This is a genomic window from Algoriphagus faecimaris, assembly GCF_900101705.1.
Taxonomy (GTDB): domain Bacteria; phylum Bacteroidota; class Bacteroidia; order Cytophagales; family Cyclobacteriaceae; genus Algoriphagus; species Algoriphagus faecimaris.
Genome location: NZ_FNAC01000011.1, coordinates 96,023 through 113,017 on the forward strand (window position 1 = coordinate 96,023; position 16,995 = coordinate 113,017).

At 40.4% G+C, this 16,995-nt stretch carries 9 protein-coding genes; 4 read left to right on the forward strand and 5 right to left on the reverse strand.

Features of this window, described 5'->3' with window-relative positions:
- The first annotated feature begins 63 nt into the window (after positions 1 to 63).
- From BLQ57_RS07865 to BLQ57_RS07875, 3 genes are all read left to right on the forward strand, one after another.
- Positions 64 to 1,851 carry a T9SS type A sorting domain-containing protein gene (locus BLQ57_RS07865; protein ID WP_087938728.1) on the forward strand — a complete coding sequence of 596 codons (1,788 nt, stop codon included), beginning with the start codon at positions 64 to 66 and terminating at the stop codon, positions 1,849 to 1,851.
- Positions 1,852 to 2,157: 306 nt separating this feature from the next.
- A complete protein-coding gene (locus BLQ57_RS07870) occupies positions 2,158 to 3,648 on the forward strand; it encodes a hypothetical protein (protein WP_087938727.1) in 1,491 nt (496 codons plus the stop codon).
- 238 nt (positions 3,649 to 3,886) lie between these two features.
- Positions 3,887 to 5,656 carry a hypothetical protein gene (locus tag BLQ57_RS07875; RefSeq protein WP_087938726.1) on the forward strand — a complete coding sequence of 590 codons (1,770 nt, stop codon included), beginning with the start codon at positions 3,887 to 3,889 and terminating at the stop codon, positions 5,654 to 5,656.
- Positions 5,657 to 5,662: 6 nt separating this feature from the next.
- Here the strand turns inward: BLQ57_RS07875 and BLQ57_RS07880 are convergent, their stop codons facing one another.
- Both BLQ57_RS07880 and BLQ57_RS07885 read right to left on the reverse strand, forming a co-directional pair.
- The gene (locus tag BLQ57_RS07880) at positions 5,663 to 10,000 is read right to left on the reverse strand and encodes a DUF748 domain-containing protein (protein ID WP_087938725.1); all 4,338 of its coding nucleotides are present in this window, start codon (positions 9,998 to 10,000) and stop codon (positions 5,663 to 5,665) included.
- 1,049 nt (positions 10,001 to 11,049) lie between these two features.
- Positions 11,050 to 12,084, reverse strand: coding sequence for an RluA family pseudouridine synthase (locus BLQ57_RS07885; protein WP_087938724.1), 1,035 nt, complete (start codon positions 12,082 to 12,084; stop codon positions 11,050 to 11,052).
- A gap of 50 nt (positions 12,085 to 12,134) precedes the next feature.
- Here BLQ57_RS07885 and BLQ57_RS07890 point away from each other — a divergent pair, with 50 nt between their 5' ends.
- A complete protein-coding gene (locus BLQ57_RS07890) occupies positions 12,135 to 13,058 on the forward strand; it encodes a 1-aminocyclopropane-1-carboxylate deaminase/D-cysteine desulfhydrase (RefSeq protein WP_087938723.1) in 924 nt (307 codons plus the stop codon).
- Here the strand turns inward: BLQ57_RS07890 and BLQ57_RS07895 are convergent.
- From BLQ57_RS07895 to BLQ57_RS07905, 3 genes are all read right to left on the reverse strand, one after another.
- Positions 13,033 to 13,677, reverse strand: coding sequence for an AlbA family DNA-binding domain-containing protein (locus BLQ57_RS07895; protein ID WP_087938722.1), 645 nt, complete (start codon positions 13,675 to 13,677; stop codon positions 13,033 to 13,035). The genes BLQ57_RS07890 and BLQ57_RS07895 overlap by 26 nt on opposite strands.
- Positions 13,678 to 13,683: 6 nt before the next feature.
- Positions 13,684 to 15,726: an excinuclease ABC subunit UvrB gene (gene uvrB, locus BLQ57_RS07900; RefSeq protein WP_087938721.1), complete on the reverse strand. Its 2,043-nt coding sequence runs from the start codon at positions 15,724 to 15,726 to the stop codon at positions 13,684 to 13,686.
- 67 nt (positions 15,727 to 15,793) lie between these two features.
- On the reverse strand, positions 15,794 to 16,981 hold the full coding sequence (locus BLQ57_RS07905) for a lipoprotein N-acyltransferase Lnb domain-containing protein (protein WP_087938720.1): 1,188 nt from the start codon (positions 16,979 to 16,981) through the stop codon (positions 15,794 to 15,796).
- Positions 16,982 to 16,995: the final 14 nt, after the last annotated feature.

Below are 16,995 nucleotides of genomic sequence, written 5' to 3' on the forward strand. Positions count from 1 at the left end.
GATTCTTTTCATATTATTATTTTTGTATTTTGAATATACTTTTTTGCAGGTTAATTTTACTGCATGAAAAATCAAATATTTCTCATCTTTCTTTTCTGGCTCGGCTTTGCCGGAGTCGGAATTGCTCAGAACTATGCCACTCGCAGTCAGGGTGACTGGGATAATGAGAGTGTTTGGAACATAGAGAACAATTGTGAAGAGCCATCAAAAGGAAAAGGTGGTGAAGCAGCAAATAAGATCCCACAGACTGATAAATTCAAGACTGATTGCCCTGTGGAAGTCTTCATCAAACATTCAGTAAGTAAATCCGGAAAAAATGATTTTTCACAGCAATTCAAAAGCCTTACAATAAATTCAGAAGGGTTACTAAATTTCATTTCCGATCAAAAAATCACACTCTCCGGAAATTCCTTCGGTGGTGTAATCTTCACCGTGGACGGTGGCACCTTGGAAGCTTTTGATTTAGAAATTAGTACTGGTGCCCAATTGAAAGTAATCAATGGTGGAAAAGTCATTTTAAGAAACAATTTATCCACAGCAGGAAACGGAGGGGTCATAGAATTAGATGCCTCTTCCAGCATACAAGTAAAAAATGAATTCAAACTATCTGGAAGTAACTCAAACGTAAAACTTTCGGGCGCTTTTTCCACCAAAACTTTAAGCAACACCGGCTCTAATTCTAATTCTCTACAAATCTTTGAGGGCGCATTAGGTGAAGTTGAAAGCTTTCAACTTAGCGGAAGTACATCAACCCTACTTAAAGGAAATCTACTGGTAGAAAAAGACTTTGACTTTTCGGGCTCAGCCTCATTGAACATAGGTGAACAAGGATTTCTCAAGGTAAATGGAACATCTACAATACGATCTAGTACCCCCATAATCTCTAATGGGAACATCAACTTTGAGGGGTCAGTGACCCTAAGCGGCAATGCGCAACTTCAATCTAATGGCAATCTTTTGGTGGGTGGCAAAAGCACTCTTGAAGGAAGCGCAAGCATCAAAATTTTAGGATTTGCCACATTTGAATCAGACCTCACCTTGAAAGGTGGAGGAGCAGATTTGCAAGTTTCTGGTGAAGCAGATGTTTTGGTAAAAGGAGACCTTAATAAACCTGAAAACTCGGGAAGTATTTCTGTTTTGGATAGAAGCTCATTAATTATCTGCAATGATCGAACAGACGGAAATAAAGAAGGTGCTTTTCCTCCCCTCAGTTTTGCAAGAATGAATATTGGACCTTCTCCGGCATATTACGGGGGATGTAGAATTTTACCGATTGAGTTTGCCGAGTTCAAAGTCGAACTCGTCTCATCCAATAGATCTGGACAAATCAGCTGGTCCACCGCCAAGGAATGGAACAGTTCGTATTTCGAAATAGAACGATCTATCAACGATGTCAAATCATGGGAATCTATAGGAACAGTTGATGCAGCTGGTTTTTCTGATCAATTGACCGGATATTATTTTGTAGATAAAAGCCTTCCTGCCGCAGGTGGAAATGTTTTTTATAGAATCAAGCAGGTAGACTTTGACAATAAAGAGACTTATAGTCAGACCAAAGCCCTTAAAGTATCCTCCCTTCAAGGCGTAACCGCCTGGAAAACCTATCCTAACCCTACCAATGGCGCAAATTTAACTATTGAGCTGATTAGCCAAGAGGCATATCAAGACGTTCCCGTTCTCGTAAGGCTTATTGCGATGTCAGGTCAGCACACGGTCATTCGAGTGGACAAAGTAGAGCTAATGGGCAATTACGTCCAAGAATGGCTTCAGACTCAACGTCCCGGAATCTACACCATGGAGATTTCTTGGGGAATCCAAAAAGAATATCAAAAGATCCAACTGGCTCGATAGGTTATTTTCTTCTGAAAAGCATTTGAGACAAGAATCTTTTCACATAAAAAAACATAGCATAGAGAAGTAAAATTTTGGCAATACACAGCTGTTTTTTAGACTCACTAGAAAGCCCACCCCTATCCTATCTATCAGGCTTGAGATAAATATTTTTAAAATATTATTTGTTTTAAATGGTATATAAATTACTTTAGAGCCATTTTAAAGGATAATAACAAAATATTATTTGTTTGAATATGTAATTTTGTATTTCATATTAACAAAAAAGTATAATGGAAAAAACAGCTTTAAAATGTCTATCCTAGTATGCTGAACAATACCTTAAAATCAATAAAAATAATAGCCAGTATAGCTTTGTTTTTCCAAAGTTTATTGTCTTTGGGACAAACCTATACTTTCGATACTTCCAATACAGGTTGCACCAATAATCAATGGTCAAACGCCAACTGTTGGGACAAGTCAAATAACACTGGGCCAAGTGGATGTACAGTAAGTGCAGCCACAATTCCACCCTATTTTCCCACCGTTAGTGGCAATAGAACTCCTTGTGACGTCAATGTCATCATCAACGAGTCTATTGTCATCAATGGAAATGTAGAGTTTGGCGGTGGATTTAATTCGATCACCGTTGCCAACGGCGCCACCTTGACAGTAAATGGTAATTTTACCATCAATGGCTCTGATCAAATCAGTATCATTACCAATGAAGGCGGAGGTGTAAGAATAAATGGTCAGGTTAATATAGAAACCGCCTCAAGTTTGATAATAGACGGAGATAATTCCGGCTTTGTACGGGCGGATGACATTGATTTTGACAATGACGGAAAGATATTCGTGAGGCAAAATGGTTTTCTTCATATTCGAAACGAAACAAAATTAAGAGGGAAAGATGTACTCTTAGACGTAAAAGGCACTTTTAGAACCTCAAGTTTTTCAGTTTCTGGAAACAATGCCACCTTAGATGTAAATGATGCAGGCATCTTGCTTGTGGAGGGTAATTTTTCATTACAAGGTCAAGGGGTAGTAGAAGTGAGAGGTAATAGCCTAGTAGAAGTAGGCGGCTCCCTACAAACCAATAGCAACGGCAATGGGCTGGTTTTTTCAGTGGAAGCCACAGCTTCTTTCTACGTTTGCGGTGGTCTTTTCAATCCTGACACTATTCCTCCAGCGATGCAAGAAGAAGTTAATGTTGACCAAAATGGCTGTAGAATTCTACCGATCAACTATCAATATGTCTCCGCAAAACTAGAGGAAAAAGAAAGAATAGCTCATATCCAATTTGCTACACTTCAAGAATGGAACAATGGTCATTTTGAAATCCAACGATCTGATAACCAAATCGGTAATTTTCAGACAGTGGCTAGCTTAAACAGTGCAGGTTGGTCTAATGAACCGAAAGTTTACGAATATCAGGATGGAAGCTTGCCCATACTTGCAGGTCACTCCTTTTACCGTATCAAACAAGTGGATATGGAAAACAATGAAAGCTTTTCCAAAGTAGTCGGCATCTCCTATCCAGGGATATCATCCAAGCAAGGTACTTGGCACGTATATCCTAATCCATCAGAAGGTTCAGCTATTAATATCGCTATATCAAATCCAGAAAATTATCACGGAGAAGAGATTTACTTCAAATTGACAGCTGGAATTTGGGATATATCAACGCAAAAAGTGGAGTCTCCACAAAGCCTCCAAACAGCGCTTAGGGAAACAATAGTACATGCTCCTTCCGGAATCTTATTCTTGGAGATTCAATGGGGCAAGGACATAGAGGTATTGAAGGTCTGGAAAAAGTAATTTCAGTAGGCAAGACATTGAGGTTTTCTTTAAATCCGCTTGGAAATAAAGTAAACTAGTACAAATGTTCAGCTCATCAGCATTTATGGATGGATAAGAGTGACTTCAGCTCCTTCTTTCTATTTTAAGCATTGATTTTAAATGAATTAGGCACAGACTTTCCAAAGATTTTGGACAAAAAATTAGGAAGTTGAAATGCAAATCTGTATTTTTGAAATGCGTTTTTTATGGTTTGAAAATGAAAAAAAATTTTACAACAAAACTTTTAGTCTTGGTTTCGATGATTTTTCTCATCGGGTTGGAAAGCTATGGGCAAAGAATATTTACTTCAAATGGAACCTGCGCTACGCCTTCATTGACCAATAATTCTTGCTGGACAGTGACAGGAACTTGCGGAAGTGGAAATTCTCCAGGAACTTCTCCAGAAGGCACAGCGTCTTGTCCAATCGTGATTGATATAGATCACCCTGTTTCAATAGCAGGCGACTTATCACTAGGTGGCCATGTCACATTAAATATAAATGCAGGAGGATCTTTGAATATAAATGGGAGAATCCTAATCAAAAGTGAAACTAAAGCCAATGTTATAAATACAAAAGGAGGTAATATCTTTGCAACCGAGTTATTATTACAATCAGGTCGTGCAACAGGCAGCGCTTCTTATCCAACTGAATTAGACCTAAATGGAAATGGTACGAACAAGTTAATTGTTACAACATTAAGCGTCAATCAAAATGTAATTTTTGATATCTTAGAAGATGGGTCACTTAAAGTAAATGGACTTACAAAATATGCTGGAAATAGCTCTCAAATAAATGTTTACGGTGACTACGAAACTGATGGGCTAGAAATTGCCGGTGGGGGAAGAGGAGTTGAGCTAAACGCCTTCGGTGGAACAATAAAAATCTCTGGGGATGTTGATATAAAAGGTGAGTCAACGATATCACTTGGTGGAACAAGTGAAGTTCTCATTGAAGGAGACCTTAAGGTTACTGGTAACTTTGATGAAGAAAGTCTTACTGGCGGACTTATAATGAGAGATGAGGCCTCCCTAATTGTAGGAGGAAACATTGATATTATTGGAAAGGCAACAGTTGCCATGCGAGATAATTCTGAAATTTTGGTTGAAGGCAGTGTGAATATTGGAGGAAGTGGGAAAATGGTGATGCGTGAAAACTCTATTTTGATTGTTGAAGGAGGTTGTGGAACTTATGAAGATGTTAACTGTGAGGGAGGCCTGTTTATAGATGGTAATGGTCAATTTCTTGAATATAATTTTACTCAAGCTTACATATGTGGTCAAAAACCAGATCATAATGAAGTAGACGAGGGTGCTCCTGCATTTGTGCCAGAGTACTGTGACCCCAATGATCCCAATACTGAACCAGGCGTTAACTGTGCACTTTATACTTCTTGTAGAATATTAGGTGTTGAGTTTGGAAATACCATTGTAGAGTTTGAACAAATTCAACGTGTTAACAACATCCAATTTATAACTCTAAAAGAGAGAGATAATTCTCACTTTGAAGTAGAGCGTTCAATTGATGGAACTAAATCTTTTCAAAAAATCGGAACTGTTTCTGGAACTGGATGGAGTGACAACTTGTCAAATTATTTGTTCATTGATTCTAATCTTCCAATTGGTGGGGGAAATGTATTTTATAGAATTAAACAAGTTGATTTTTCTGGTGCTTTTATCTACTCAGAAGTTTTTGCCAATAGAATCCCTGGAGTAGGATTCACTAAAGGAGTCTGGAGAGCTTATCCTAACCCTTCAATAGGAAACGAATTAAAATTAGGTTTATTAGATCCTAAACAATACAATGATGAATCTATTTCTGTACGAATGACACATCCTTTATCCATAACTGAAACTTTTACTGCGCAAAATATAGATCAAATCAATTCAAAGATTACTTACTGGGTCAATCAAATACCCACTGGTGTTTTTGTTCTAGAAATAGTCTGGGGAGATAAAATAGATCATATAAAGATTCTTAAAAAATAAATAGGTTTACTCCTCATCTTCCTTCCTTCTCACCGGCAGCTGGGGTTGACCTAATCCCACACTTCCTTTTAAACCGGTTAAGGTTGCCTTCCACCAGGCATTGAATATAAATTTGGATTGATCTCTTTTCAGGTAAATATCTGAACGGACGACATTCCCAAGAAACTTCCTAGGATTGTTATTCTTAATTAAGGTATTGGCGAGAAATGTCATCAGACCCAGTTTCCCTCTTCCCTTTTCTAATGTGACACTATCCAAAAAAGTTACCTTCAATCCCTCGTATCGGAAATCCATTCTACCAAAGGCTTCCTCCTTATCGAGTCTAAAATTCCAATCTCCTTTGAGTACTTCTCCCGAATTGATCTCTAAAAAAGCACCTTTGGAGAGCATATCATTTATCTGTGTAAGATCAAATCTGTCAACCTGTACGGTTACCTCCATCTCATAAGGTGGGGCATAATGCATCTGCACTTGCAGGTCAAGCTCGCCCGAACCCATCAGTGCGGACCTCGCCAAAAGAAACGAATGGGCTATGGGATGTTCAGTAGTACTATCACTGATGGCAAAGGGCGTCAATACAACCTCAAGGTTTTCAAACTCAATTTTTCCAGGAGACATAGAATTTGCGACAAATTCCTGATACCTCACAAATCCATCTTCCACAAGAATAGAGTCTACCCTAACATTGAAAGGTAAATCTTGAAAAATCTCCTGAGGCATCAGTTTAATCACTCCTTCCTTTTGAGGAATTCGTTTGTCGCGAAGTACATCAACATGCATTCCTGTCGCATGAACTCTCTTTGCCTCCAAGCCCTGACCTGAAATCAGCTTTTCTGTATTAATGGACTCAACAGCTATTCGGTCCACCCCCAACTGAATGGCATCCGTCTGAAAACCAACCTTGCGCAGGTATTCATATCTACCCATCGCCGGGCTGAACTGTACACCTTCCAAGATTAAATTCCGCTCCGACACAGATGCCTTTTTTACCCTCAATACTTCTAAGCTATCCTTACTATAGATTTGATAATCCGATATAGACAGTCTCAAATCCTCGTCCAAAAAGAATTCAGAACTATTGGCTTTGGATAAATCGAGAAGGTCTATGTCCAAATCAGCTAAAGAAAAATCAATCCCTTGAAATTGTAAACGAGGAAGAGGCCCAATTCCTTTTCTATGAAAGTCCAATTTCCCGTCGGAAATGGATAAATTCTGTAAAATCAAGGAACTTACGAATGCTTCCTCATTCCTGATTCTTGAGGTAGTCTGCTCTTCTTTAGGAGTGGAAGTGCTATCAAGGTAAATCACAAACTCAGGTTTCAAAAAGCGGATACCTTCCAGATTTACCTTTCCAGTTCTTTGAATTTCAGCCAAGGTATTATTTTGAATTCCCAATTCATCGATTTTACCCGAAAAAAGCGTCCCTTGAGCATTTTCAAGATCCAAAGGTTCAATTTCCAAACCTGAAAACACCGTCTCATCCGCCTTATTGTTAATAAACACTTCCGAAAAACGAACCCTATGTAAGCTATCGGGCAAAACGAAGGAAAAATCATTAACAGCAAGTGAAACCTCATCAAAAAGTTCGGCCAAAATCAACTCATTTTCCATTTGCTCGTCGAGAAAAAAATCAGTGACGGCTACATCAAAAGTAGCTTGAATAGACTCTACCTCCTTATTTGCTATCTGAAAAGTCAGCCTCAAATCGGATTCTAAGGCAGATATTTCTTCTATTTTCAAATACTCTACGGACCGACTCAAAGCTCTCGAGCCTCTTTGGGATTGCTTACTGACATTACGGATAAAATCTGGCTCAATATCCAAATTGATTCGGCTTCCCTCCACAGTTAACTTGGTCAAGTCCAGTCTATTTTCATAAAGAAATTCCTCCAGGTCTACTCCTTCTAGGGTCAATTTAGGCAGTAGCAAAGACAAGGCTAACTTACTCTCAAGCTGCTCTCCCGGAGTTAGCAATAGACTGTCAATGGTGATGGCCTCAGTCTTGGTGTTAAACTGAAGATTACCCGTGCTCACATCATAGTCACCCTTAGCGAGACTAAAAGAATAACCCGCAAGATTCAAGATGATTTCATCTGAGAAAAAGCTTCGCGATAAATCTACCTCCTGCCCAGGAGCATAATAAAAATCCCTCACTTTTAGCGAGAGGTCCTCTTCGCTAAAACTCACTTCTTGTCTCCCGGTGATATCGGTAAAATCCATCTTCCCCTTAAAAAAAGCGATAGAATCTATAGAAACCACCTGAAAGTAATCAGAAAGCAAATCCTGAATTTCACCCGAAGAGCTTAAACCTGAAGTCTCTGATTCCTGATTACGTTTGCGGTATTGATTATAAATCAGGTGAGGTTCAGATACCATGATGTAATCAATTAATAGGTTGCCTTCCAGCAATGCGGATCGAACGTCGATTCCATTCAGCTGAAAAACAGGCACACTCAAATCAATAGTGGCAGATTTGTCATAAATATCCAGAAGCTCTTGAATTTGATCGGGCTTTTCGGGTTTTAGAGAGAAGTTTCTGACATCTACCAAGTTTCTCTTTGAATCAATCACAATCTTGTCTGCAGTAAAAAGATGGAGGTTATCCCTTAACTTCAGTTGGTACTGATCCAAGCTCAACACCATTTCTTCCGCTAGCAATAAGTCTCTCAAATTAGCCGACGACTCGGGTCGCAAGAGTACATCCTCCAACTCAAGGCTGAATTTTTCAAAGCCGATATTATCACTTCGATCCCCGGATTCATTTTCAAACCGGACCGTACCTTCATTAATCTTAAGCTGCCTGATATTGACCTCCTCCAGATATCCTTGAAGGAGTTTTTGAGCGGCAAATCGCTGAGAAGTGTCTTTTCTGGCGACTCGATCGATAAACTCCACCTTTGGCTGATTGATTTCCAGAAGATCAACATCCAATTTTGATTCATTGTAGAGCTTTTTAAGGTTAGCTTCATTGAGCTGAAGCTTCGGCAGGCTGAGCCTAACGACTTGCCGGATACTTGTATCGCTATGATCTCCGACTTTGGGAAAAATCTCAAAATTTTCTACTTCAATTTCATCCAGAAAGGAAGACATGGAAACCTTTTCACCTCTAATCACATGTACCCCATCAGAAAGGCTCAAGGTAAAATCCCCCAATTCCATCGCTGCATCTTTCCCATAAAAAAATTGGTTTTTCAATTGACTTTCATCTGCGCCCAAGTAAAATTCAGCCATCCGGAAATCAACGTCAGCGATATCGACTCTGGACCTGGCGCTATCAGACAAATCACGAGAAGAGAATTTTCCATTATTGACAGAAAACTCCTTGATAGAAAATGATTTTAAAATCCCTTCAATCAATCCATTCAAATCACCCGAACCACTGACCTCCTCTTCAAGCTTTTCCCCTGAGCTTGTCATTTGAAACTCCGGATCATTTAATACAATCTCCTCAATTTTCACCTCAGAGGTCAAAAAAGCCCGATTGAGATCCATATTAGCCACTTTTAATCTGTCTAGCTTGAGATCATAATAGGACCTACTTGGAACAGCTCGATTTGAAATCAATTGAAATTCTTGAATATCAATCAGTCGGTCCAAAGAACTCACATGAACATTCTCTGCCAAAATCAAATGAACACCATCAGAAAGCGGAAATTCTACCTGCTCTAGTTCAAATTCAAAACCTGCAGCATTAAAAGGTGTTTCCCAATTTTTTGCAGTCGTCCAATCCACATCCCTAATCAATACCCTCGAGTTTTCAGCTTTAAGGGACTTTTGACTCAGAAAATTCAAGAAAAAGAGATCTGCATGATTAATTTCGATTTCATCGATATACACTCCTCCCATGGAGATGCGTTCAATACTTTTTTGGATCTCTTCCTCTAGGCGCTTTACAGGGGTCTTCTTTTCAGCCCCCCCCTCCTCTTCTGTTTTTTCAGGTAGCTCTATTCCAATGTCAGGATTATCCAGGTCTATTTTTCCGATTCGGATGATCCGCTCAGACCAATCGTACCAAATATTCCGAAAAGCTATTTCATCCAAGGTAAAATCAAATACAACTTGATCGATTTCGGATTGATTCGCTTCCACCGGCTTCATCACAATTCCATTGAGAAAAACCCCTCTTCTGATCAGAGAAAAGTTCAAGCGATTAAAGTCTACCTGATATACACCGGCAGTAGCTTCATTGATTTTATTTCGGGTCCAATTGACCAGCAAGAGGTTAGAACCAAAATAAATCACAAACTCTAAAAATAGAATCCCCAGAAAAATGAAAGTCAAAACCCGAAGGATTTTCTTTCGCAAGGGATGTCTAGTCAGTTTTTCCTTAAAACGATGAATCATCGGAGTGAATTTGATGTAAAATAACTAATTACTCCCAGATAAAAGAAAAGCAGCACCGAGATGCTGCTTTGTTAAGCTGTAGGAGAAGGATTCGAACCTCCACGGAGTAGTTAGGCAATAGTCCGGTTTGTTCTACGCTTTTTCCCACCGATTTTATCGGTACTCCACCCCCGAGACAGGAGGGCTTGTCTGCCAATTTCAACATCCTACAGTATTGTATTTTATTTAAAGCCAAGGCTTTATAAAAGCGACAAATTAACTCACAGCTTATTTCTAACCTGTCTCCATTGCTTAACTTGTCGCTTTTTGAAATTACTCCCCGTTTAAGAGTAAAAGTTTAAAATCATTGAGTTTAGATTCAAGCTTGTAAGCTAAATATCCTCATTGATTATGACAAATTTAGCAAAAGCATTGGTTTATTAAAATTAATATAAAAAATAAGCCATTTATTTTCTGTTTTTTTATCTAAATACGATTTTTATTACCGTATTGATATTTAAGAATAAAATTTCTATTAGTTTTTTAAAAATTTGACAATGACCTATTTTGAACTGGGCATAAAAAAAACCATGAAACAAAATTTCATGGTTTTAGTCAATTAACAATAAACCCAAAATAACCTGCTGTAGGAGAAGGATTCGAACCTCCACGGAGTAGTTAGGCAAATTTACGAGCTCGCTAAAATGCTTTATCCCACCGGTAGCACCGGTACTCCACCCCCGAGACAGGAGGGCTTGTCTGCCAATTTCAACATCCTACAGTATGTGTGTTCAAAGATCAAATTCAATTACCTTTTGTAGGTGAACTTGATGATTCAAATATACAAGGATCAGATTCTTTTTTGCAAATAATTCAAATATTAAAGCTAATTATTACAGTTTAATTAATGAAATCGATTGAATTTTACCTATTTGTTAATTAATAAAGAATTCAGAGGCCTGTTTTTATCAAATCTTCAAACTTTAAACCGTTAAGTAATGATTTTTCAGAAAATGAGGCCAATTTTAATTTTTTTTTAATGAATAAGCTGAAAATTATTTATTCAATAATTATTCAGTGGTCACATACCCCTCCCACTTCTCTAGCACTCCCTGAAAGTCCTCAGGCAGCTCCGAGTCAAAAAATAACTTCTCTGATGTTTTAGGGTGTATAAATCCCAAGGATTTAGCATGAAGGGCTTGTCTAGGCAACATTTGAAAGCAATTTTGAACAAAAGCTTTGTATTTTGAAAACTGAGTACCCTTTCTGATTTTATCTCCACCATACATGGCGTCATTGAATAGCGGATGTCCTAAGTATTTCATATGAGCCCTGATCTGATGGGTTCTCCCTGTTTCTAAATTGCACTGAATCAAACTGACATAGCGAAGTCGCTTGATAACTTTCCAATGCGTCACCGCATGCTTCCCCTGATCTCCATCAGGGAAAACATCCATCACCTTACGATCTTTAGCACTTCGACCTATATGCCCTCTAATGGTACCTTCATCGGCTTCCGGCTCACCCCAAATCAAAGCTAAATACGTTCGCTCAATGGTGTGATGAAAAAATTGTGCGGCTAGATGGGTTATGGTCTCCTCATTTTTGGCAATTACGAGAAGCCCTGAAGTATCCTTATCGATCCGATGCACTAGCCCGGGCCGGCCTACATTCCCTTTCATTTCAGGAAGATGCTCAAAATGGTAAACCAATCCATTGACCAAAGTTCCTGTCCAATTGCCATGAGCAGGATGTACCACCATCCCCGCAGGCTTATTGACAATCATCAAGTCACTATCTTCAAAGACGATATCGAGAGGAAGGTCTTCGGCCAAAACTTCAGTTTCCCTAGGAGGCATAGTCAGCATGACCTTGATTTCATCATTGGGCTTGACTTTGTAATTTGCCTTTATGGATTGGCCATTGACCAAAATTGTACCTGAGTCTATGGCTTGCTGCACCTTATTTCGGGAAGCATTTGCAATTTTCTCCGTGATAAACTTATCGATGCGGGTAGCTGTCTGTCCTTTGTCTATGACTATTCGGTAATGCTCATAGAGCTCTACTTCTTCCTCATCAAAGTCTTCTTCGGCTTGCTTATTCATTTGGCAAAAATAAGAGGATCTCCTTTAACTTTGCTAATATTCCAAAACTCATGCTCTCTGCAAGCCCAAACATCAATCAGTCACTTGATCATCCCTTACTTGAAAAAATGGGAATTGACCTTGCTGTCAAAAGACTGGACCTCATTCACCCGGAAGTCTCCGGCAACAAATTTTTCAAGCTCAAATACAACCTTAAAAATGCACAAGATGATCAAACCCCTAAAATCCTCACCTTTGGAGGAGCATATTCCAACCATATTCAGGCTGTAGCGGCAGCTTGCAAGCTACTTCACATTCCTTGTGTGGGAATCATCCGCGGGGAGGAGACACTTCCTTTGAATCCCACTTTGAGTGCTGCAAAATCAAATGGAATGCAGTTACATTACCTCAGCAGGTCAGCGTATAAGACAAAAGCTAAACCTGAATTTTTGGAAGACTTGAAGAACAAGTTTGGAGAATTCTCCTTGATCCCCGAAGGAGGTACCAATCAACTGGCAATAAAAGGAGCAAGTGAGATTTTAACAGAAGAGGACTACCAATTTGATTTTATCACAGTAGCTATGGGAACAGGGGGCACGATGGCAGGAATACTGGAGGCGTTGTCACCAAATCAAACTGCGATTGGTTTTTCTTCCTTGAAAGGAGACTTTATAAAAGATGAATTCCAATCGCTCATCAACCAACATCAAATTCATCAGAAAGCTGAATTTATTATTGAAACCTCCTATCATTTTGGAGGCTATGCCAAATTTCAGCAAGCCCTAATAGAGTTTATCTGGTGGTTTTATGAGCAATTTGGGATTAATCTAGACCCCATTTATACCGGAAAGCACTTTTATGGAATTTGGGATTTGATTAAAAAAGGATTTTTTCCTAATGGCACCAAGATTCTCAGTATTCATACGGGAGGATTGCAAGGGATCGAAGGCTTTACAGAGCGAACGGGAATCAAACTCCCGACTCCTTCAAAGTGAAATAATCCTCTGACTCCTGAGGGTGAATTTGCAGTACATTGGCCAAGACCAGTCTAACCAATGTTTTACTCGCTAAAAAATATGGGAGCTTAGCAAGCTTTGCGTACTCCTTAAGAGTGATTTTTCCTAATCCTTCCAAGGACTTCATTAAGACTTCTTCTTTCTTCCCGTAGGTGAATACCATGTCCTTGGGATTTTTACCTCTCCTCAGCACCTCCCACACTTCCCTGCTCGCTTGTACACTTCGGTCGGCTACTCGGACAAAGGCTTGATTTCGTTGTTTCTCCTTCAAATAGTGAGGCCTATTATTGCTCAGAGGAATGGAAAAAATAGCGACTCCTTTTTTTTCCGTCAGCTTTACCGACTCGACTTCATAGTCCAAAGGAGGGAAAATCAATTCACGGATAGCCTTTTCTAATACAAAAATTTCTTCTTCTATAAATCGCTGACCACTGACAGTGCCATCATCATCCACTCCTACCAATAAAACACCACCGGCAGTATTGGCCAAAGCCACAAGCTCCCGGACTACCTTTTCGGGAAAAGCAATCTTCTTCTTGAATTCCAATTTAAGCCCTTCACCTTTTGCAGCTAGAGCCTTTACTTCCTGCAGCGTCATGTTTGGTTAGTTTCCTGGCCCTCTTTGCAATTCTTCCAATCTTGCTTTTTGTGCCATCCATTCGTCTCTTAAACGAGCCGCATCCATAAAGTTCAATTCCTTTGCCGCTTTCTCCATTTGCTTTTGAGTTTGAGCGATCAGCTTTTCCAATTTCTCTTTGCTAAGGTATTGGACCACAGGATCTGCGGCTACTGCAGTGTCTCCCGGCATCGGCTCTGCATAGACTTTAGCATTTTTCTTCGAATCGGCCACTTTCGTTTGTCCCATGATTTTATCGCGGGATTTGATGACCGTAGTCGGAGTGATTCCATGCTCTTCATTATAAGCTATCTGCAGCGCCCTTCTTCGTTTGGTTTCATCTATGGCCATCTGCATAGAATCGGTGATTTTGTCAGCATACATAATCACTCTTCCCTCGGAGTTTCGAGCGGCACGACCTATGGTCTGTACCAGACTGCGCTCATTTCTTAAGAATCCCTCTTTATCTGCATCCAGAATAGCCACCAAGGAAACCTCGGGAAGATCCAAACCCTCTCGAAGCAAGTTCACCCCCACCAATACATCAAAGACTCCTAATCGCAGTTCCCGGAGAATTTCCACTCGATCCAAAGTCTTCACCTCTGAGTGAATGTAGCGGGATTTGACACCTGCTCGTTCTAGGTATTTCTGAAGTTCTTCTGCCATTCGCTTCGTCAGGGTAGTCACCAGGACACGGGCATCCGTCTGAATCGTCTGATCGATTTCTTCAAGTAAATCATCAATCTGATTTTGACTAGGACGGACTTCGATAGTAGGATCCAAGAGCCCTGTGGGACGGATAATCTGCTCCACGACGACTCCTTCTGTCTTACCCAATTCATAATCCGCCGGAGTGGCCGATACATAAATCACTTGATTGGTCAAATCCTCAAACTCATCAAATTTAAGCGGACGATTGTCCAAAGCGGATGGAAGCCGAAAGCCAAAGTCGACCAAGTTCACCTTGCGAGACCGATCTCCGCCCCACATGGCACGTACCTGAGGCACGGTTACGTGGCTTTCGTCGATCACCATCAGGTAATCATCCGGAAAATAATCCAACAAACAGAAAGGCCGCATTCCTGGCTCTCTTCTGTCAAAATATCGAGAATAATTCTCTACACCTGAGCAATAGCCTAATTCACGAATCATTTCCAGATCAAACTCAGTGCGTTCTTGAAGTCGCTTGGCTTCCATAAATTTCCCTTCTTTCTCAAAAAAATTAACCTGAGCCACCATATCATCTTGAATCTCCTTAATGGCCTTATCCAAAGTATCTCGACCAGTGACAAACAAATTGGCTGGGAAAATAGAAATGATCTTCTCATCATTTAGCTTTTTTCCGGTAGCAGGGTCTATTCGCTGAATCGCTTCGATTTCATCCCCCCAAAAGAAAATTCTGTACCCCCAATCTGCATACGCAACAAATATATCTACTGTATCTCCTTTCACTCTAAAAGTACCATGAGTCAAATCCTGATGGGTTCGTGAATACAAAATATCCACTAATTTAAAAAGCAATTGATTACGGGGAATTCTATCTCCCTCCTGAAGTCGGATGACATTTTTGGCAAACTCTTCCGGATTTCCGATACCATAAATGCAGGATACAGATGCTACCACAATAACATCTCTCCTCCCCGTCAAGAGGGCTGATGTCGCACTGAGCCTCAGCTTCTCGATTTCTTCATTGATGGACAAGTCCTTTTCGATGTAGGTTCCCGAACTGGGAATAAAAGCCTCCGGCTGGTAATAGTCATAGTAGGATATAAAATACTCCACAGCGTTGTCGGGGAAAAACTGCTTAAACTCTCCATACAGCTGTGCAGCCAGTGTTTTATTGTGACTGAGTACCAAAGTGGGTTTTTGGACTTCTTGAATCACATTAGCCACGGTAAAGGTTTTACCCGAGCCGGTTACCCCAAGCAAGACTTGCCCATCATCTCCATTGCGAATGCCCGCAGACAATTGGCGTATCGCTCCCGGCTGATCTCCTGTAGGTTGATAATCTGATGTTAGTTTAAATTCCATGATTGAGTCTCCAAGTAGTCCAACACCAAAACGGGGCACAATAGTTTTTAAAATCCAAAATCAAAGGCTAAACCGTCGGTTTATACTTTCCTATGTTATAATACAGGTAATTGGTTCTGAGAATAATCACCAGCATCATTGGGATCAAACTCGGATGAAAGGACTGCCAGCCCAATATCCAAAATACCACAGCAGCATCTGCCATGACCAGGGCGAAAAGCAAATAGGGTCGCACCCATTTTTTAAGATTTTTTGCCAAAAGTGCTCCTGCCAAAAACAGGTGTCCCGGAAATGCCCAAAGGATATTCCAGTTCCACTTCGTCGCACTATGCTCAGTAGCAAACCAAAGCAGAGAGACTACTATTCCCAATAAGCCTAAAAACGCAAATAAACCCACATCAAACCCAATAAAGAGCCTTTTCTTTTTAAAGCCTATCCAGGTAATGAAGGTGAATACAATGGCTAGCAACCAAAATATCCAATACGGATTGACAGCAGGAAGTTTTTCATTGGGATTGGGAAACTCCAAAATCACATTTGACTCTTTGACCAAAGGGCGGGTAGGACCATCTCCTTCAATGCTCGCTCGGGCAAATGCCTGCTCCATGTAGTCTGGCAAAAACTGCTCCTCCTGTGCACTCGCATCTCGGTCGATCACCGCGCCTAGCGCCAAATCAATACCGAGATCTGCCCAAGGAATTCTTAGGACATATTCATCAATCAGATTGCGAAAGGTCCGATCTCTAGTTTCTACTTCCTGATCATTCCAAACCAACTTATCCCCCAACACCAAATCCATGGCATCCCGGATCCGTGTGGCGCAATTGTCAAAGAAAAAATCGTAGCGGTAGTTTCTCCGCTCAGGGAGGTAATTGACCTGAAGAAACTCCACCATGTGCTGCTGCTGATCATAAGAGAGGTCGAGTACTTGCTCCCTTACCCCGCGACGCTCCCTGTTGTAGGTGGAGATAAAATCCCCGTAGGTAGAGACCGAAAGCATGTAATCGAGTTTTCCAGCGGCAAATTTTCCGTAGAAATTGGGCGTATTGAAGTTGAAGGTGCCGTAGTTGAAAACATAATCGGTGCCCTCAGCACGATTGAGCACCCGGATGGCGCTATGCCCAAAAGCCATATAAAGGTCCTCTCCCGGATCGCAAGTCAGTAAACTGATGCGGTAGATCTGAGCCTGAGCACTTGTCAAACCCATGAATATCAAGGAAATAATCCAAAACGAAATTTTGTTTTTCAAACTCATTTTACTAACTTAAT